The following is a 20,153-nucleotide window of genomic DNA, read 5'->3' as shown; positions in this document are numbered from 1 at the left end:
CATGTGTTCCGTTCAGACCAGCGCCGGGTTCAGGCGGGCAAATCCCTCCTGCTGGCGATAGGGTGTGTGGGGATAGGGCGGCAGCACATCGCTTGCCGCATCCAGCGCAGCGATTTGCGCAGGCGTGAGCGACCAGCCGGTCGCACCCAGATTATCGCGCAACTGTTCCTCATTGCGAGCCCCGATAATCACGGAGGAAACGGTTGGGCGCTGCAACAGCCAGTTGATCGCTACCTGGGGCACGGTCTTGCTCGTCTCGGCGGCAATGGTCTCGATCGCATCGATCACCCGGTACAGGTGCTCCTGGGCGACCGGCGGTGCGAACTGCTCGGTCTCGTGCAGGCGGCTGCCTTCGGGGATCGGGCGATCGCGACCGATCTTGCCGGTCAAGCGCCCCCAGCCGAGCGGACTCCAGACCAGCGCGCCGATGCCCTGGTCCGCACCGAGCGGCATCAGGTCGTCCTCATAGGCGCGGCCGATCAGCGAGTAATAGACCTGATGGGCGACGAAGCGCGGCAATCCGTGCTGGCTGGCGGAAGCCTGCGCCTTCATCAACTGCCAGCCGGGATAGTTGGACACGCCGGCATAGCGCACCTTGCCAGCAGCGATCAGCCCTGCAAGCGTCTCCATCAATTCGTCGACCGGCGTGGACGCATCGAAGGCATGAAGTTGGAGGATGTCTATATGGTCCGTGACCAGGCGCCGCAGCGCGTCTTCGACCGCGCGGATCAGCCGCGCCCGCGAAGCCCCCCAGTCCGACGGACCATCGCCCATCGGCAGCCCGGTCTTGGTCGATATCAGGACAGCGTCGCGCCTGCCCTTGATGGCATCGCCCAGAATCTCTTCCGACGCACCGTTGGAATAGACGTCGGCGGTGTCGAACAGCGTGACGCCCGCATCCAGGCAGATGTCGATCAGCCGCCGCGCATCACGCGCGTCGCTTTGGCCCCAGGCGCTGAACAGCGGCCCCCGGCCGCCGAACGTGCCGGTACCGAAACTCAAGACGGGAACGCGCAGGCCGGATGCGCCAAGCTGCCGATATTCCATTTGCACTGCCCTTTCGCGATTTATATTCGTAGGCATAAATGACGTACGAATTTTGACAGCGGTAGCAGCCTTGACGGCGAAAGATTTTTGACATGGCAGCAAAGGTAATTCCAGGAGCAGATCGAGCGCGATCGCTGGAGATCTTCGCCACGGTGGCGGATACCGGCAGTTTTTCGGCAGCTGGCCGCCTTCTCGACCTGACGCCATCGGGCGTCAGCCGAACGATCGACCGGATCGAGGCGCGGCTGGGCGTCCGGTTGTTACTGCGATCGACCCGCACGCTGACGCTGACGGCGGAGGGTCAGGCCTATCTCCAGGCCGCGCGCCGCATTCTCTCCGACCTCGACGACGCCGAACAGCAAATCGCCGATCAAGGCGCGCCGCGTGGCCGGCTGCGCGTGAGCGCAGCCCTGGCCCATGGCCGACTGTGCGTCGTGCCATTGCTGGGCGAATTTGCGCGGCGCTATCCCCACATCCTCATCGATATCGCATTGACAGACACGCTGGTCGACGTCGCCGGCGGCCAGGCCGATGTCTCGATCCGCTTCGGCCCCCTTGCGGACAGCACCCTGACCGCGCGGAAGATCGGCGAGACCGGCCGGGTGATCGTCGCCTCGCCCGACTATCTCGCCCGTCACGGCACACCGCAAAGCCCGGAGGATCTGCATGGGCACAATTGCCTGAACTTCAATTTCCGCCGCGCCGAACCGACCTGGCCATTTCGGCGCGAAGGTCAGGACTATTCGCTGTGCGTGAAGGGCAATATCGAGGCAAACAATGGCGAAACGCTGGGACAACTGGCCGCCAACGGCGTAGGCGTCACGCGTGTCGGCGCATTCAGCGTCGCGGCCGAACTCGCCAGCGGTGCGCTCGTTCCGCTGCTTGAGGAGTTCAACCCCGGCGACGTCGAATTGATCCACGCGGTCTTTGTCGGAGGAGCGAACGTGCCGGCGCGGGTACGCGTGTTCGTCGACTTTCTGGTCGAAAACCTGCGATAACGTAAGCCTAAATCGATATCACGCGGTGGTCTCAGATCGGTCCACAAGCGCCTGAAGCGTCTGGGCGGCCCACGCCTCAGCCTCCGGCGTGATCTCGCCCGAAGCAAGCCCATGAATCTGAAAGGCAAGTCCGGACAAAAGGGCGAAAAGCATGTCCGCACGCCCGCACGCATCCGGCGGGCCAAGCCATTCGGCCAGCGGCGCGATCATGTGTTCCCGCCACACTCTCACCGCAATCTCGCGCGCCTCAGGATCGGCCAAAGCCGACATCAGAGTGGCCGTGATCGTCACATTGCTGCGCTCTCGGATCAGGCGCATCATCGTCCGACCGAACCCGTGCTTCTTCCAGGTAAACACCGAATTGGCGCGGACGATCTCGACAAGTGCCGCTTCGAAAAGCGCGGCCTTAGTGCCGAAATAGCGCACCGGCAGCGATGAAGCGACACCCGATCGCGCCGAGATATCGCGCAAACCCGCCTCTCCATAACCGCGTTCGGAAAAGACCTCGACCGCGGCCGCCAGTATCCTGGCCTTGGTTCGGACCGGGTCCCGACGCCGGATCTGCGGCATAAGCTCTGCGGTGGTCATGCCTAACCCTGCCAGCCCTCAATCGCATCGGCAAGTGAGCAGTCGCTCTCTACTATTGAGCAACCGCTCACTTATGCTATGCATACGTTCAGCAAGAGGCGTGAGCGGGAGAGAGGCATGCCGCAGGTCATTCGCAGCCATTGCCGGATCTGCACCAACCAATGCGGCATTGCCGTCACCGTCGAGAACGACCAGATCGTTCGCGTCAAAGGCGACTTCGATCACCCGCTGAGCCAGGGCTACACCTGCCCGAAAGGCCGCGCCGTGGGGCGTCTCCACCATCATGATCAGGCTATTTTGCGCCCTTCGATGATGCAGTCCGGACGGCCGACCGATGTGGATTGGGAGACGGTACTCAACGATCTGGCGGCTCGTCTGCGCGCGGTAATCGACGAGCATGGCCCCAATGCAATCGGCTTCTATTTCGGCAGCGGCCTAGGGATGGACGCGGCGGGCTACAGGATGGGCGAGGCGTTCCACAACGCGCTGGGGCATCCCCCCAAGTTCTCACCATTGACCATCGACGGCACCGCCAAAGTACTGGTCAGCAGCCTCGTCGGCGGATTTCCGGGTCTTTCAGGCAAGACCGATAACGAGAACGTCGACCTGCTCCTCTATGTCGGCGTCAATCCGATGGTTAGCCACGGCCACAATACCGGTATGTTCAGCCCGCCAACCTGGATACGCGCCATCGCCCAGCGCGGGGCGGTATGGACGATCGACCCGCTGCGCACCGAAACGGCGGCCTACTCCACCCACCACATCGCGCCGCTTCCAGGCAAGGACTATGCGATCCTCGCCTGGCTGGTTCGTGAGGTGATCGATAACCCATCGTTTGCATCGGCCCAGCCCGTGCAAGGCCTGACCGCGCTTCGCTCCGCGCTGGAAGGCTACGATCGCGCCACGGCCGCCCGTGTCGCCGGCGTGGGAGAGGAAGAACTGGCCGCGCTGCTGGACGCCGTAGTCCGCTTCGGCGGCGTCACGGTGGAAACCGGCACGGGCGTCACCATGTCCGAAGGCGCTAATGTGACGCAATGGTTCGCCTGGCTGCTCAACATCCTGACCGGGCGGATGAACCGAAAGGGCGGCGTCTGGTTCCACCCCGGTTTCATCACGCAATTCGACAGCTTCGAACTGCCGCGCATGGACAATCCCTTCACCCCCGGCGCGCCGACAATGCCTGGCGTCAACGGTATCATCGGCGACTGGCCCTGCGCCGCCCTGCCGGGCGAGATCGAGGCCGGCAACATCCGGGCGCTGGTCAATCTGGGCGGCGGTCTGGTCCGCTCGTTCCCGGACGCCAATGTGCTGGTGCCCGCGCTGCGAAAGCTGGATACTTTCGTAAGTTTCGAAGTGGTGGGCAATGAAACCACGGCGCTTTCCACCCATGTCCTGCCGACCAAGGACCAGACCGAACGCCCGGACATTTCGTTCTGGGACACGCTCTGCGGAAGCGTTTCGATGCTCTACTCGCCCGCGATGGTCACGCCGATGGGCGATCGCCGTTCGGCCTGGTGGATCATTGCCCAGTTGATGGCGCGCATGGGCCTGCCCGTACCCGAAGGACTGCCGGAAAGCGATCGTATCGCCGGCGCCGACGACGCCATGCTGGCACGCCAGATGGCTGGCGCCCGATGCAGCTTCGACGCGTTGCGGACGGCCGGCACCGTCTCGCAGCCGTTGGAATTTCCCGGCGCCTGGGTAGACCGCCACATCGAACGCATCGGAGGCTGGGTTGTCGCTCCCCCGCCGCTGCTAGACTTGTGGGCGCAAACCCGTGCCGCTGACGAGAAGAGCGGCGGACCGCCTCCTCTCAGCTTCATCCCGCGCCGGCAACGGCGCAAGCTGAACGCCTCCCTGTCGTTCCTGGGCAGCCCGGCCGACATCATCCTTAATCCCGGAGACGCGGATGCGCATGGCATTGCCGACGGCGACCGCGTTCGCGTGGCCACGCCCAATGGCGAGATCGTACTCATGGCCAATGTCAGCGACGCAATCAGACCGGGCGTTGCCTCAATCCCTCACGGCCATGAAAGCGCCAACGTCAACCTGCTCACCAGTGTGCAATCGGTCGACGCAATGACGGGAATGGTGCTCTATTCGGGAATCCCGATCGCCATTTCACGCGCCGATAAAGAACAGGCCGATCTTGCGGCCGCCACGGGCTGATCCTGTCAGCCACCGCTCGCCCGGGCACACACGCGCTGGAATCTTCCGCTAGCTTCCTTGATCGTCGGCTTCGTCGGGCTCGAAAGACCGCTTGTCGAGGACAGGTGAGTTCGTTGCACCGGCGGCATGCAGTCCGTATGCCGCATAGTCGCGATCGATCGACGGCCGGATCTTTCGGGCGGCGACCACATCGGTATCGCCGCCAGCCGCATCCCCGCTGGCGATCCGTGCAAGACCGCGTACGAACAGGGCGGCCGCCATCTTCGGGCTCTTTTCCAACGCCGCGCTTTCGTCAGCAATGGCTGACGCATAGTCCTTCAAGCGAAACTGGATCAATGCGCGGGTGTCCAGCATGGCGGGCCCGGCGCCGGACTTGCGGATGGCGACATTGATGTCCTTCAGGGCGCGATCGAGATCGGCATTGGCAAGGCCGCGGTTCCAGCTTCGCGCATTGAGGAGATGCGGATAGCTGACATCGCTGCGATGCAGGTCGATGACGGGATCGATCAAGGCCAGCCCCCGATCGGCCATGCCCAGTCGCTCGTACATGGTCACAACCGCGATCACGTCCAGCGATCCCTTCGGCGTATCGGCTGCCGCCGCCTCGGTATCGGCCAGCGCGCCCGCGCGATCGCCCTTGCCCAGCTTTATGAGGGCACGGCGGATAAGCAGACGGTGATCATGAGGTGCAATCGCCAACGCTGCATCAACGTCCTTCGCCGCCAGTTCGAACTTCCCACTACGCCCGTAGGCCTGCGCACGATGGGCCAGAAGGTCCGCGCGTTCCGGCGCCAGCCCGATCGCGCTGGTAAAATCGGCAACGGCGCCGGCCGCGTCGCCCTTGGTCAGCCGCGCCGACGCGCGTCCGGCAAATTCATCGGCAGTCTTGGGATCGGCGGCATTTTCGGTGGCCCCCAGGTTCTCGCCCCGCGTCGTGCTTCGGTGCCCGGTTTCGCCATCGGTGCTGGCGGAGAAGATCGGGCCGCCGTTATAGGTCAGGTACATCCTGTGCTGCGGGCGCGATATGATGACGTGATGCGCCATCAGGAAATCCATGCCGAGCAACATGTCATAGTTCCGGCTGTCACCGGCATCGTCGATGACGCGGATCGGGCTATTGGCGATGTTCTCCCCGCCGATCGAGATTGACGTGGTGCGGGCAATCCAGCTTTGCCGCTCATGCGATCCGACGCCGCTCATCCGGCGCGATGCCACCACTTGCGGCGCGTCGAGGTCTATTCCCGCGCTCTCCGCCGCATGGCGGCCGATGATGGACGCCGGCGCCCCGGTATCCAACACGGCCCGCACGGAATGCCCGTTGACGAAGACTTCGACGTAAATGGCATGATCGCCGGGATAAGAGCCATCGAACAGCCGAGCCTCACCCACGGCCATACCCGTACCCCAGTAAGCCATGCTCATCTGGCTGCAGCCATTTTCCTTGAAAATGTTGACCGCACCTTTGGCGAGATCGAATTCGGTATCCCATACTCCCAGCAGGTTGGCCCCCAGGAAGCCGTTGCCGCTGTCGCTGCCGCCAACGATGAATTCCAGATTGTGCAGGTTTATACCGAGGATGCCGAAGTCCCGCACCCGCGCAAGCTCCGGCGTGAAGCCGCCGCCGATCCCGTTCACCCGATATCCGCTGGGCAGGGCTTCGGTCGTGAGGCCCAGTTCGACTGCCTTGGCCTTGGACATGAAGTTGAAGAAAGCACCGCTGTCGAGCCAGACACGGCTGTCCTTGCCATTGAAGCTTACCGGTACGCTGGCGCGCTGCCCTTCCATGACCACGGGAAACTTGGCAACAAGCTCAACCTTGCATTTGGCGCCGGCGGCAAGAGCCGGTTGCGACAATGCCGCAAGCATGGCCGTGGCAACGAAGATGCAGAAGCGAGGAAAGGCGTTCATCGTCGTTCCATGGCCGACAATTCGGAAACATCGCGCGTAATTCAAACGGTTCCGATGCAGCCAGTTACATTGCGTTCATCTGCAATTTCCGGTCGCGCAGGACCTCATTCAAGTCAGGCTGCCTTCACCCGATCCCCCGAAGGCTCCACGCTTTTCTGCAGGGTTACGGGGATCGACTTGTAGGATGGAGTGCCACTTTCCTTGTCGTGATCGTGCAACGGAACAAGACAGTTCGCTTCCGGGTAGTAGGCCGCAAGCGAGCCGCGCGCGATGGCGTGGGCAATCACCGTATAGCCGGGCAGGACACGTCCGGACCCGGCCAGCACGTCGACAAGGTCGCCATGGTTCAGGCCCCGCTCGGCAAGGTCGTCCGCATTCGCGAAAATCACGTCGCGTCGGCCGGTTACACCGCGATAGCGGTCGTTCATGCCGTAGATCGTGGTGTTGTACTGATCATGGCTGCGGACCGTGGTGAGCAGAAGCTTGCCCTCTTCGTCACCGGGCAGCCCGCGAAGGGGGCGAACCAGGAACTGCGCCTTGCCGGACGGCGTGTTCCACTTGCGATCCGATGCTCCGACAGTCAGTCGAAAGCCGCCCTTCTGGCGAACGCGGACATTGAAGTCGCGAAAGTCCGGGAACACCGCTTCGATGGCATCCCGAATACGGTCGTAATCGGCAATCAGCCATTTCCAGTCGATATCGACATCCGGCAGCGCCGCCTGCGCAATGCCCGCGACAATGGCGGGCTCCGATCGGAGGTCGGACGCGGCAGGCTTCAGGAAGCCGCGCGAGGCATGGACCATCGACATTGAATCTTCGACAGTGATCCATTGCGGACCTTCCGCCTGCTCGTCCAGCTCCGTGCGGCCGAGGCACGGAAGGACAAGCGTCTCCTTCGCCAGCAGCAGGCAGGTTCGGTTGAACTTGGTGAGGATGCTGACCGAAAGGTCCAGTTGGCGAAACGCTTCAAAGCAAGCCTCGGGGTCGGGCATGGCGACGGCAAGGTTGCCGCCTAGCGCGATGCAGGCGCGCGAGCGCCCTTCGCGCATCGCCTGAAGCGCCTCGACCGCGGCATGGCCGTGCGCGCGCGGACTGCTGATCCCGAAACGCGCATCGAGGCGCGACAGCATCGCTTCACCCGGAATTTCCGTAATGCCTACCGTGCGGTCCCCCTGCACGTTGGAATGGCCGCGAAGCGGGCAGATGCCGGCCCCCGGCTTGCCGATATTGCCGCGCAGCAGCAGCAGGTTGGCAAGCTGCTGCACGTTGGCCGTGCCGTCTCCGTGTTGGGTGATGCCCATGCCATAGCACAGGATGACGCGATCGGCCTCCCAATAGGTTTGCGCCATGCTTTCGATCGCCTCTCTGGCAAGGCCGGAGCCGCGAACAATCTCTGCCCAGGACGTTCCCTCGATATCATGACGCAAGTCTTCGATACCGGTCGTGTGCTCGGCGATGAAAGCACGGTCGAGCAACCCCGAACCTCCCTCCGAGAGGTCCGCTGCGTCGGCTTCGAACAGCGCCTTCATCATGCCCTTCAGCATCGCGCCGTCGCCGCCGACCCGGACCTGATGGTAGGCCGATGCAAGCGGTGTCGCGTGCGGGGAAAGCATTTCCGTGGGATGCTGGGGCGACTTGAAACGCTCCAGCCCCCGCTCCTTCATCGGATTGGCGACGACTATCGGCACGCCCCGGCGCGACGCCGTGCTCAGTGTGGAAAGCATGCGCGGGTGATTGGTGCCCGGATTGTGGCCGATGCAGAAGATCGCATCTGCAAATTCGAAGTCCTCAAGCGTGACGGTGCCCTTGCCGACCCCGATCGACTGCGGCAGGCCGACGCTGGTTGCCTCATGGCACATGTTCGAACAGTCCGGGAAATTGTTCGTCCCGAAGGCCCGCGCCAACAACTGATACAGAAACGCGGCCTCATTCGACGCCCTGCCGGATGTGTAGAATTCCGCCTGGTTCGGATCGTCCAGCGCCTGTAGCCCTGCCCCGATCCGGGCGAATGCCTCGTCCCAGGATAGCGGCACGAAATGATCGGTTTCCGCATCGTATCGCAGCGGATGCGTCAGCCGGCCCGCATCCTCCAGCGCATGATCGCTCCACCCCCAAAGCTCCGTCGCGCTGTGATTGGCAAAGAAGTCGAGATCGACGCGCTTGGTCGTCGCTTCCCAGGTTACCGCCTTGGCACCGTTTTCGCAGAACTCGAAGGACGATGTCTTTTTCGGATCAGGCCAGGCGCAGCCCGGGCAGTCAAACCCCGTGGGCTGGTTCATCTTCAGAAGCGCGCGGGTGTCGGACGAACTGCCCATCTGATCGCGTATCGCCTCGGCCACCGCTTTGAGCGCACCCCAGCCGCCGGCAGGACCGTCGTAGGAGGCAACGCCCGAAACCGTCTCGTCCGCGCCGTTCGCTTCTTCTTCGTTGCGCATGTCCGCCTCCAGATCAAACCAGGAATGCACAAGCCTTTTGCGCGCTGACGCCTGCGGGATCAATTGGCTATTGACGATGATCGATTGATATATCGACCGACGTTCCCGCACTCCGAAACTGCCAGTCCCGCGCCCCCTTCACTCGGGCACTCCGGAAGCAAGCGATCCGGTCGAATTGCGCGCAGCCAGATTGGTCAACGCGATGAATTCCTGCCGCCAGTAGTCGGCCTGGGGTTGGGGTCCGGCAAGGCGGGCGATATCGGCATAGTCGAAACTGCCCAGCCGGGTATCGGATCGCAGCTTCTGCCCAAACGCCGCGACCGCGATGGCAAAGGCAGCGTCGCCGACAGGCGCCCGCGCCATAGCGAGGCGGCCGGCAGCGACCGGCGTTTCGATAAGCCGGCTTTCCGTGCCTTCCGGAAGCTTGTAGCGTAACCGTACCGTTGCCGCTTCGGCGGCCTCGCCGACAGCATGCGAAGCAGGAACGGCGTTGGCAGCGTACTTTCTCGCGGGTAACCATCCTTGCTGGCCGACCGGCACGATCTCGTAGATCGCGGTGACCTGGTGCCCGGCCCCGATCTCTCCGGCATCCACCTTGTCATCGGCGAAATCCTCCTCGCGCAGCGCGCGATTTTCGTAGCCGATCAGGCGGTATTCGCTCACCACCGCAGGGTTGAACTCGACCTGCACCTTCACATCCTTGGCGATGGTGAACAGCGTGGAGGACAGTTCGTCATCCAGTACCTTGCGGGCCTCCATGGCGCTGTCGATATAGGCGTGGTTGCCGTTGCCCAGGTCGGCCACCGCTTCCATCATCGCATCGTTGGAATTGCCCTGCCCGAAGCCCAGCGTCGTCAGCGTGATGCCGTCGTCGCGGTTCTGGCGGACCATGTCCTCAAGCCCTTTCTGATCCGACAGGCCGACGTTGAAGTCACCATCCGTCGCCATGACGATCCGGTTGATCCCGCCGGAAATGCGATGAGCGCGCGCCAGGTCGTAGGCCATCGAAAGGGCCGGACCGCCCGCCGTGCCACCTCCGGCCTGGAGCCCGGAAAGCGCCGCCTTGATCTCGGCCGGGTCGTGGCTACCCTCCAACAAGGTTTCCACCGACCCCGAGTAGGTGATGATGGAAATACTATCGTCCGCCCTCAGCCCATCTGCGAGGACCGACAGCGCCTGCTTGACCAGCGGCAGCTTGTCCGGCTCATCCATGGAGCCCGACACGTCGACCATGAACACAAGGTTCGCCGCCGGTCGCTCGGACCGGGCGACATCATATCCGCGCAGACCAATGCGCAGGAGGCGGGTCTGGGGATTCCAAGGCGTGGCGTAGACATCGGTGGTGACGCTGAAGGGCGTGCTTCGATCCGTCGGAGCCGCATAGTCATACCGAAAGTAATTAATCATTTCCTCGGTTCGCACGGCATCCGCCGGCACGGGCTGACCGCCCATCAACATGCGCCGCACATTGGCGTATGACCCTGTGTCCACATCTACCGCGAAAGTCGAGACAGGCTCGCTCGCAACTCGGTGGATCGGGCTAACCTCCTTCCCGTCGTACCGCTCACCACTATCGGCGTTAGCCGCGACGTTATCGTATTCAGCATCGCCCGCGGGCTTGGCTCCCCCACAAGCCGACAGCATCAGTCCCGAAATCAAGGGCAAGTACATGACTGCGCCAAATCGCATGAGCGTCCTCCACTACATTATGGAGACGGAATAGCGAGGCCAATTGCCACAGCACAATAGCATCAGAATGGTGGATCAGGCGCCTGCATTTCAATTGAACCATGCGCGGTATCTGGAAATAGCGGCTTTTCTAAGAAGGCCCTACCTCCTGCACATGTTCTGCACCAGCACTGCGCCAACAATTGACTGCGCCCAAGCCCGAAGGCGGCTAATTTGCCTTCTTGAAAGGCGAGTATCTCTGCGAATTCGCCAACGGCTAGCGGCGGTCTCGCCCGTATCCATCGCCATGATCCGTGGAAGGGAACCTGCGGGCGAGCAATACTGTCCGGCCCTCTCGAACCGCAAGCACTGCCCGCCCCTCCCCGCGATCAGCGCTTGCGCAGGGTCACCGCATCCAGGTTTTCGCCGGTCGCCGTATAGGCGTGATAGGTCAGTTCATCAGGCGTTACGTCGATCACCTGAAATGCCTGCGTGCGCGAAGCCGACTTGCGCGCCCAGGATAGCGGGCCAACCTCGTACATCTTCGGCCCGGCGACCGAGACGGCATAAGTCGCCCCCTGATCGTCGGTGGTGGGACCGTCAGGCCCGATGGCGCCGCGCGCATAGCCGTGGTCGTGTCCCTGCAGCACCAGATCGACATGATACTTGTCGATCAGCGGCTTCAGTGCCGCCCGCACCTTGGGATTGTCACGCCCCGGCTCGCTGGAGAACAGCGGGAAGTGCAGGAACATCACCGTCCAGCGGTTGGGGTTGTTGGCCAGCAGGCCGTCCAGCCACTTCACGATCGCCTTGCGCGCCTTCTCATCGCGATCGACCTGCATGGAATCGATCGAGATCAGGCGCAGGCCCTGATAGTCCGTGTACCAGTTGGTCTCTCGCCCAGCCGGTACATCGGTCGGGCCATCGTCGGGAAGCGTGAACTGGCGCCGCCATTGCCCGGTGATCGAGGAGCCGGCGCGCGCGCTTTCATCCTTCACGTATTCGTGGTTGCCCGGCGTCGGCATCTGCGGCGTCTGGGCATAGAGGAACCCGCCGGAGGCGAACCATTCACCCCATTCGGCATCGCTGTCATGCCGGTTCACCAGATCCCCGGCATGGATCACGAAAGCCGCGTCTCCCGCCTGACGGAACGCCATGCGCAAGGTGCGCGAAGCTTCCGACAGGATGTTGTTCTGCATGTCGCCCATGTAGATGAAGCGGAACGGCGCCGCTTCCTGCTTCGCGGTGCGGAACTGGAACCATTCGGACCAGCGCGTGCCGTCGCCCACGCGATAGGCATAGACGGTATCGGGATCGAGGCCCTTCAGCACCGCCGAGTGATAGGCGGCGCGGAAGGCGGGATCCTCTCGCACCGGCAGCGTGGCATCGTCGGTCGTCGCGGCCTGCGTCATCGGCGATTTCACATAGTCCGGGCTGTTGGTAGCGCGGGCATATTGCACTTGGCCCGCCGTACCCGGTGCAGAGCGCCAGGTGACGGCCATCTCCGTCGCTGGATCGGAAGTGAGATTGAGCACGATACGCTCCGGTGCAACGGTCGCGGGGGCGAGCGCCACCGGCGCGTCCTGCGCCTGCACGATAGCCGGGAGGGCGGCGCTCAGGACCAGGGCGCCGACAAGAATGCGGATAGTCATTACGAAATCCTCAGAAGATCAGGTTGAAGCCAAGCGAGATCGTGCGCCCGTTCTTGATGTAGGCGCGGCTCGCCCCGGTCCCGGAGGAGACGGTTTCCCAATAGGTATGCGCGTCGAAGAGGTTCTGCACCTGAAGCTGGACCGAGGACTTCTTCAGGAAAGTCTTGCGGAAGGTCAGGTCCACGAAGCTGTAAGCCTGCTCGTATGGATTGTTGCCGAAGTCCTGGATGCCGCCCATGAACTTGGACTGGTAGTTCCACGCGCCGTAGATTTCCCAGCCCTTGCGTTCCCAGAAAAGCTGGAGGTTGGCGATGGTGTTCGGTGTTTCCATCAGCGGCAGGGTATAGCCTTCCGGATGCCACGAAAGGCCGGTCACGGCTTTGGACCGTTGCAGCGTCAGGTTGCCGCCCACGCCCAGCGAACCGAGCACGCCCGGCAGCCAGTGCAGCAACTGCTGCGCGCTGAATTCCACGCCGTAGACTTCGGCCCACTTGCCGTTGTTGGGCATGGAGATCGCCACGCCTTCGGGATTCACGTTCTCGCCCAGCGTTCCGTCCCGGATGTTGCTGGAGGAGGAGCGAAACAGGAAGTTGGTGATGTGCTTGTAGTAGAGCGCCACCGAGTAGGCGCCAGTATTGCCGGCATAGTGCTCCAGCGACATGTCGAGGTTCAGCGAACGCATCGGCTTCAGGTTGGGATTGCCCTGCGAGATGGAGGTCAGGATCCATTCGGAGATCGGGTTCTCATCACCGTCGCCATCGGGATCGGTGTCGTAGCCATATTCACGCGCAGAACTCATGCGGGCGATATCGGGTCGCGCGAAGCTGGTCCAGACTGCACCGCGCAGCTTGGTGCGCCGGTCCAGATCGTAGTTGACATGGATCGAAGGCAGCACGTTAGAAAAGCTTGAACTGTCGGTGGTGTAGCGCTCGCCCTGCACCTGATCGAGGTTGTAGGCCTCGATCTTGTTGCGCGTGGCTTCGACGCGCAGACCGGCGATCACTTGCGCACGGCCGAAACGCGCGGTGGCCATGGCGTAGCCGGCGATCACACGCTCGTTGAAGCGGAAGCTGTCCTCGTCCGAAATCTGCGCGTTGGCGGGATCGACCGCAAAGCCTTCGAAGATCGTGCTCTCACCCTTTTCCGCGCGCTGGAGTTCGGCAAGCATCTTGGAGTTATCGATCGTCGTCCCCAGACGATAGAGGCCGCTGTAGGCCCCGCCGAACAGGCTGGTGACGTTCTTGCCGTAAAAGTCGGAGAAGTCCGCCAGCGTGCCGTCCGCTTCCAGTTCAAGGAACGAGCCCGAGAACGTGTGGCGGCGGGAATCGTAGAACTTGCCGCCCGCCTTGATCGATTCCAGCCAGGCAATATCCGGCTTCCACTCCAGGTTGAACTGGGCCTGCCACAGCTTTTCCCGGCTGCCGCCCACTTCGCCTTCCAGACTGCTGAACGCGTACTGCGACGGGTCCTGTACCGCTTCCATCCCGGCCGCGTTCAGCAGCCACTTGGGAAAGCGGGCATCGTCCGAACTGCTGAACAGCACGCCGGTATTGCCCAGCCAGCCGTACTTGTCGCTACGGAATTCCAGCGTGTAGCCGTCGTCCAGATTGTCCTGCGACTGCGAGTAGGAAACGTCGTAGTCCATCGTCACCGTGCCGAAGCGGGAGACGCCGCCAACGTTGGCGGTGGCAAGGTTGCCGCTCTCATTGGTCGCTTCCCAGAACCGGCGCAGGCGGAAGCCCTGCGGATCCCACGTGCCCGAACCGCCGTAGAGGCTGTAGAACGACTTGGTCTTGCGATCGGCATCGGTAATCAGGCCGTCGCCATCCTGATCGACGATCTGCGCGGTGGTATAACCGTAGATCCGGCCCAGATCGTCGTCATATCCGACCACGTTGTCGTCGGGCTGGGCAAGGCTGGAGTTGCTGGGGTCCACCTGCACCAGCCGGGTGGAGTTCTTGCTGGTGTCGTTGCGGAAATTCAACCGGTTCAGGAATTCCTTCTTCTGATACTTGTTGTACTGCCCGCGAAAGTGAAAGTCGTGGTGGTCCGACCGGTAATCGATGCTGGTATTGACGCCCCAACGCTGAACGTCGGTCTCACCGAAACCCAGATCCATGCCGCGCATCACGAAGCGGTTGGGATCCCAGCCCAGCGTCTCGCTGTCCGAATACCAGGTATCGGGCTGGTTATCGCCATCGACGCCGTTCTGTTCGAACTGCGACTTGCGATGGCTCCAGCTGCCGGAGAGGTAGACGCCGAAATTGTCGCTGAACTGGCGCGCCACGGCGCCGGAAACCTGCCCGTACTTGCGGTGGTCATACTTGTCGAGCATGCCGCCTTCGGCCGAAAGGCGGACGTATTTCGGATCCTGATCGAAGGCCGTCGGGGTGGAAATGTCCACCGATCCGCCCAGCGCATCGCCGTCGCGGTCCGGTGTCAGCGTCTTGTAGACGGTGATCTGCTTGATGCCGTCGGGCGGCAGGACCGAGAGGCGGACACCGCGATAGAAGTTGTTGTCGCGCGAACCGGCGCCGCCAAGGCGCACCCCGTTGATGGAATAGTTGTTCAGTTCGGTGGAAAGGCCGCGCACGGTGATGCGGTCGCCCTCACCCGTGGTCGCATCGCGCACGGCGTTGACGCCGGGCATGCGCGCAAGCGCCTCGGACACGTTGTTGGCGGGCAACTTGCCCATGTCGTCCGCAGAGATCGTGTCGGAAACCGTCTTGTTATTGCGCTTGGTTTCCAGCGACCGCTCAACCGCCTCGATATAGCCGGTGACCACGATGTCCTGGCTGACCGTCTCCTCGGGCGTGAGATGGGTTTCGGCCGGCCGGGCCGCGACCGTGCGCGGCGCGGGCGATGCGATGGCAACGGGCGTGACGGTAACCGGCAGCGGCTTGACGATGATCGTGCTGCCCCGGCGCTGAGTGCCGACATGGGCCCCGTCGATCATGCGGGCCAGCGCCGCTTCGGCGGACATCGTGCCCGAAACCGCCTGGCTGCGGCGCCCGCGCAGCGCGTCCGGAGAAGCCGCCACCGGCGTTCCGGTCACGCGTGAGAATTCCTGCAAGGCCCGCGCCAGATCCTGCGACGGTATGGCGAAAGCATAGCGATGAGAATCGGCGGCATGCGCTTGCGGCGTCGTGGCCAGCCCGCCGGATAGACCAGCCATGGCCATGGCAAGCGCCGACACCCCGGCGGCGCGCCCAGTGAAACGTATCATCGAAGAAAAACCCCTGTCAGTGCAACCTGTTCAGTCGGCAGACGGATCAGGAAGACAGAACCCGACAAAATAATTTTCTTACATTTTCATGGCTTTGCGATGAAATATCAATGACAGTGGCGGACGTTCTTTTTCGGAATGCCCGGCGGGCATTTCGGAACAGCACCGCAAAATCCGGCCACCACCGGATTGCAAACAGACTTTTAACGGCTCACGACATAGCGGTCCGCCATCTTCTGCCAGTGAAGGTCATGCAACGCGCTGATCGCCTCCAGCACATCTTCGGGTTGCGCGGTTCGGAAACGTCCGGTTACCCGCAATTCGCCCAGGCCGGGATCGGCCAGCACGATCGGGCGTGACGCATTGCGGTTCACGTGCTGGACAAGTTGGAAGATCGGCGTGTCGTTCGCTTCGTACCAGCCGTCGGTCCAGGCGGGGCGATTGCCCTCCACATCGCGCAGGCTGCGCACGCGCTGCCCGGCAAGTTCCAGCCCCGTGCCGGCAGGCAGACGCCACTCGCGCCCCTTGCCGGCCTCCACGCTTACCAGCCCGCGATAGACCTGAATGACCTGCGTAGACGCATCCACGCGGTCCACATCGAACGCGGTGCCCAGCACCGAAACCCGCGCGGCACCCATCTCCACCGTGAAGCTGCGCCATTGCTCATGCGCCACGTCGAAAAACGCCTCCCCCCGCGCAAGATCCACACGGCGCGACCATGGCGTGATCCGCACATCGATCCGTGTGTCGCCATCCAACCGCACGCGCGACCCGTCCGCCAGCGCCACTTCCCGCGTGACGCCGCGCGGCGAGGAAAAGCTGGCCTCCTGCACGATCAGCGGCGGCATGAAAGTGCAAAACAGCAGCACGCAAGCCGCAACCGCCAGCAGCCCGGCCATCCTGGGATAGCTGGGCAAGTCCCAAGTTACATCCGAAGGCGCTTCATCCACTTCGAACCGGGCATGGCCATCCTCGCCCCCCTCCGCCAGTCGGCGGGACAGGCCCTGGGACAGGCCGCCGGACTGCCATATCGCGCTCAGCCGGGCATAGCTGTCGCAATGGCGCGGATCGGCAAGGATCCATCGGTCGAAATCGGCGGCATCGGCGCTGTCCAGCACCGGGCTGTTCATCCGGTCGACCCAGCGGGCCGCCTCATACTCGATCACATCCAGTTCGCCCGCCATCATGCCTCTCCCCCGAGGTCGATGCCGGCTTTCTCAAGGGCCTTGCGCAAGTCGATCATTCCACGGGTAATATGCTTTTCAACGGCCTTGGCGCTCATCGAGAGATCGTCGCCGATGGCCCTGCAACTTTCCTGGTTCAGTCGGCGCCGGATCAGCACCTCGCGGCGCAGCGGCGGCATTCGCCCTAGACAACGGTTGAACACGTCGACAGCCCGGCGGGAATCGAGCACGCGATCGAGCGAGGGTTCCTCGCTCTGCCAGTCATCATCCACTTCTTCGGACAGCCGGCTGTCACGACGGTAGACGTCCACCAACAGATTGTCGGCAATCCGGAACCCCAGCGCGAAGATGCTGCCCACCTGTTCGGCCCGCAGGATATCGATGAGCCGGGCCAGCGTTTCCTGCGCAATATCCTCGGCAATGTCAGGCCGGGCACCACGTCCGCGCACGAAACGCAGGATCGCCGCGTGGATTGCATCCCAGTCGCGCTCGTCGTCCGCATGCGCATTCGCGCCGGACGGCTCCTTGATCGAAACAAGCACCGGTTGCCCCCTGCGCCTAGAAAGCGACGCCGTTAGCCAAGGTGCATGACAGTTTTACGATGGCAGACGAAGTTGGCCGGAAACGAGGCAAAGGCGGTCGGGCCGGAACCCCCGCCACTAAAAGCTCCATGAAATCATTGGGATGACATGCGACTTCTGGACTGGCGCACCGATGCCGATATCCGGGGCGGAAGAAATCCCAGAGATAGGTGACAGAGGCTCTCGCCGCAGCCGGACTAAAACCTGCCGGCCGAACCTTAATCCATTCCGACTTTACCGGGAGCCCAGTAAGCCTTGGCCTTAATCCGCGCGGCCGGTACGCCTCGCAGTTTCAACGCCTGCCGCAGCCGCTGCACCGTTCCGGCCTTCCCCGTCAGCACGAAAGCGCTCCCTCCGGCGATCAGCGAAGGCAACCTCGCTTCCATCGCGGCGACATGGGACTGGTCCGCCGCTGTTTCGAAGAAACTTCCGTCCAACCGGCCCAGCCGATCGCCCATCGCGGCGCCTACCGCTGCCCCGCAGACCTCGAAATATCCCGACACCACGCGGCAGGGATCATGCCGGGCCATTGCATGGGCAAGGCCGAGAGAGGTTTCGTCGCCAAAGACAGCGATCGGCCCCTCCAACTGCCGCAGATCCAGCGAGGCGCGCGGACCGAACAGGTCGCATTCGTCGCCGATATTGGCTCTCCGAACCCAATCGCTACCTGGCCCAGTGCCGTGGGCGAAGGCTAGAATGCGGGTACGCCCGATCAGCGCATCCCATTCGATCGGCGTATAGGTTCGGGCCAGGAAAGCGGAACCCATGGCGATCTGAATCTTGTGGCCGGGCAACCATTCGACACCCTGCAACGCGGGACCTTCCAGCGTTATGAGGCGCAAACGGTCGCCCAATGCCTCGCAGCCAGTGACGGCCGCCCGTTTCATGAAAAGCCGGATCAGCGCTTTTCCGATGCGTCCCGGCTTTTGATCCGCCGCTACAGCGATACTGTCGGACTGCGCCATCACCCGATCCTCACCGTAAATTCATTGCCACGCCCTTCGCAAATTGGGAGCGATTGCGAGATGTAGCCGTTCACGGGATCACGAACATAAGCCTGATAGGCCGGATCGAAGGCGTTCTCGCCGACGATCGCTGCGCCCGGCCGCAGGCTCGGTTCGATCAGCCTGAGCACCGGCAGATATAACGAGATTGCGCCATCGATCAGGGCGAAATCGATCTCGCCGTCAATCCCCGCCAGTGTTTCCAGAGCATCGCCTGCCCGGATTTCCACGAGGTCGTCCAACCCTGCTTCGGCCAGATTGGCGCGAGCCTTTGCAACTTTGGTGGGCTCAAGCTCGGTCCCGATGACGAGCCCGCCGCCATTGTCCCGCAGCGCTGCCGCAAGGTATATGGTCGAGATACCCATCGACGTGCCGAATTCCACGATCCGACGCGCCTTGGTCGCCCGGACAATCGCATAGAGAAAGCGACCGAAGTCTGGAGACACCGCCAGGAAGTTATCGGCGTAATCCCGATAGATCGCCGTGTAATCCTGGTTTTCGGCCGCGATGATCCCCGCGACCACCGTTTCGATCGACGCTCCGGGCGCATTGAGCGTCGCCATCAGCTTTTCGACATGCTCACGATCCGATGCCTCGGCCGCTTCATGAAGCCTGTTCAGCAACGAAGTAACGTGGGGTGTGTCCAGAGTGCTCAAGACTTTTCCTTCCGAAATGCACCGGATCGAAGGCGGCTCGACGGTGCGTGGCGCTTGGGATAATGGGACGAGCCGGTGGCGTCATTCCGAAGGGTTGCCATAATGTTATTCAATCCCGCCAATACCCCTGCCATACCGGACGCGGTCCGATGCCGGTCCTGACCGCAGCGGACTCGGCAGAATGGGTCGAGCCGGACGAAGTGCCGCGCCCGATCGTTGCGTTTGGTGCCGCGATGACGGATGAATCCGGGCTCGAACTCGATCCCCACCGGCACAGGAAAGGGCAGATGCTGCTGGTCGAGCGCGGTGCGATCAGTTGCGAGGTCGACGGCGGCCTGTGGATCGTGCCTCCTCGCAGTGCGATCTGGATCCCCGGCGGAGCCCTTCATTCGTTCCGTATCACCGGCGCGTTGGCGGGTTATTGCGCCTTCGTCGATCCGGCATTCAGCACGGCGCTGCCACGGAATTGCTGCGCGGTGGCAGTGACGCCGCTGCTGCGCGAATTGCTCGCGCGCGCCGCCCATCTCCCTTATTTCTATGACGAGGGTGGCGCAAACTCCCGGCTCGTATCGGTCATTCTCGACGAACTTGCCTCCGCCCGCGTGGAAGACCTTCACCTGCCGATGCCGGCCGATCCCCGTCTTCGTCGGATCATGGACGCGATGATCGCGGCCCCATCCGATCGAGGGTCGCTAGCGACCTGGGCCAAGCGGGCGGGTTTGAGCGAGCGTACGATGCTCCGGTTGGTTCATCGCGAAACGGGAATGAGCTTCGGACAATGGCGCCGGCAGCTGGGCGTGGTCCTGGCGGTAAAGTGGTTGGCGGGTGGGCTCTCGATCCAGCAGGTAGCCGCAGACCTCGGTTATGAAAGCGTGCCGAGCTTCGTGACCATGTTCCGCAAAGCGCTGGGCACTCCGCCCGCACGCTATATGGCGGAGCGTCATGCCCCGTGATGGGAGACCTGGTCGAAAACGGCGGCACAACAAGTTCGTCTGTTTGGGAGGACGCGATATCTATGCCGGCTGCGGCCATCCGCG

General features: G+C 62.9%; 14 protein-coding genes. 3 read left to right on the top strand and 11 right to left on the bottom strand.

Annotated elements, in window-relative coordinates; all coding sequences use genetic code 11:
- Nucleotides 1-12: 12 nt before the first annotated feature.
- On the bottom strand, nt 13-1,047 hold the full coding sequence (locus WBP07_RS30440) for an aldo/keto reductase (protein WP_395396971.1): 1,035 nt from the start codon (nt 1,045-1,047) through the stop codon (nt 13-15).
- A 92-nt stretch (nt 1,048-1,139) separates the two neighbouring features.
- Between WBP07_RS30440 and WBP07_RS30435 the strand changes: the two genes are divergently transcribed.
- Nucleotides 1,140-2,045 (top strand): LysR family transcriptional regulator, encoded by a 906-nt coding sequence (locus WBP07_RS30435; RefSeq protein ID WP_395396970.1) that lies wholly within the window; start codon nt 1,140-1,142, stop codon nt 2,043-2,045.
- 18 nt (nt 2,046-2,063) lie between these two features.
- On the opposite strand, the gene WBP07_RS30430 is transcribed toward WBP07_RS30435, so the two are convergent.
- A complete protein-coding gene (locus WBP07_RS30430; protein ID WP_395396969.1) occupies nt 2,064-2,633 on the bottom strand; it encodes a TetR family transcriptional regulator in 570 nt (189 codons plus the stop codon).
- 117 nt (nt 2,634-2,750) lie between these two features.
- On the opposite strand from WBP07_RS30430, the gene WBP07_RS30425 reads away from it, so the two are divergent.
- Nucleotides 2,751-4,802, top strand: a complete 2,052-nt coding sequence (locus WBP07_RS30425; protein WP_395396968.1) for a molybdopterin-dependent oxidoreductase — start codon at nt 2,751-2,753, stop codon at nt 4,800-4,802.
- Between the two features lie 48 nt (nt 4,803-4,850).
- On the opposite strand, the gene WBP07_RS30420 is transcribed toward WBP07_RS30425, so the two are convergent.
- The 9 genes from WBP07_RS30420 to WBP07_RS30380 form a co-directional block, all read right to left on the bottom strand.
- On the bottom strand, nt 4,851-6,710 hold the full coding sequence (locus WBP07_RS30420) for an aspartyl protease family protein (protein WP_395396967.1): 1,860 nt from the start codon (nt 6,708-6,710) through the stop codon (nt 4,851-4,853).
- Nucleotides 6,711-6,823: 113 nt separating this feature from the next.
- Nucleotides 6,824-9,145, bottom strand: coding sequence for an FdhF/YdeP family oxidoreductase (locus WBP07_RS30415; protein WP_395396966.1), 2,322 nt, complete (start codon nt 9,143-9,145; stop codon nt 6,824-6,826).
- Nucleotides 9,146-9,283: 138 nt separating this feature from the next.
- Nucleotides 9,284-10,834: a von Willebrand factor type A domain-containing protein gene (locus WBP07_RS30410; protein WP_395396965.1), complete on the bottom strand. Its 1,551-nt coding sequence runs from the start codon at nt 10,832-10,834 to the stop codon at nt 9,284-9,286.
- Nucleotides 10,835-11,202: 368 nt separating this feature from the next.
- Nucleotides 11,203-12,465, bottom strand: a complete 1,263-nt coding sequence (locus tag WBP07_RS30405) for a fibronectin type III domain-containing protein (protein WP_395396964.1) — start codon at nt 12,463-12,465, stop codon at nt 11,203-11,205.
- 10 nt (nt 12,466-12,475) lie between these two features.
- Nucleotides 12,476-15,691, bottom strand: a complete 3,216-nt coding sequence (locus WBP07_RS30400; protein ID WP_395396963.1) for a TonB-dependent receptor — start codon at nt 15,689-15,691, stop codon at nt 12,476-12,478.
- A gap of 203 nt (nt 15,692-15,894) precedes the next feature.
- Nucleotides 15,895-16,878, bottom strand: coding sequence for a FecR family protein (locus WBP07_RS30395; protein ID WP_395396962.1), 984 nt, complete (start codon nt 16,876-16,878; stop codon nt 15,895-15,897).
- Nucleotides 16,875-17,417 carry an RNA polymerase sigma factor gene (locus WBP07_RS30390; RefSeq protein WP_395396961.1) on the bottom strand — a complete coding sequence of 181 codons (543 nt, stop codon included), beginning with the start codon at nt 17,415-17,417 and terminating at the stop codon, nt 16,875-16,877. Before WBP07_RS30390 ends, WBP07_RS30395 begins: the two co-directional genes overlap by 4 nt.
- 257 nt (nt 17,418-17,674) lie before the next feature.
- Nucleotides 17,675-18,343, bottom strand: coding sequence for a siderophore-interacting protein (locus WBP07_RS30385; RefSeq protein ID WP_395396960.1), 669 nt, complete (start codon nt 18,341-18,343; stop codon nt 17,675-17,677).
- Nucleotides 18,344-18,420: 77 nt separating this feature from the next.
- Nucleotides 18,421-19,116, bottom strand: coding sequence for an O-methyltransferase (locus WBP07_RS30380; protein ID WP_395396959.1), 696 nt, complete (start codon nt 19,114-19,116; stop codon nt 18,421-18,423).
- 149 nt (nt 19,117-19,265) lie between these two features.
- Between WBP07_RS30380 and WBP07_RS30375 the strand changes: the two genes are divergently transcribed.
- Nucleotides 19,266-20,069 (top strand): AraC family transcriptional regulator, encoded by an 804-nt coding sequence (locus WBP07_RS30375; protein ID WP_395396958.1) that lies wholly within the window; start codon nt 19,266-19,268, stop codon nt 20,067-20,069.
- Nucleotides 20,070-20,153: the final 84 nt, after the last annotated feature.

The organism is Novosphingobium oxfordense, from assembly GCF_044029435.1.
In the GTDB taxonomy this organism is placed as follows: domain Bacteria; phylum Pseudomonadota; class Alphaproteobacteria; order Sphingomonadales; family Sphingomonadaceae; genus Novosphingobium.
Note: the sequence above shows the minus strand (reverse complement) of the source record. Positions and strands in the feature narration are given on the sequence as shown.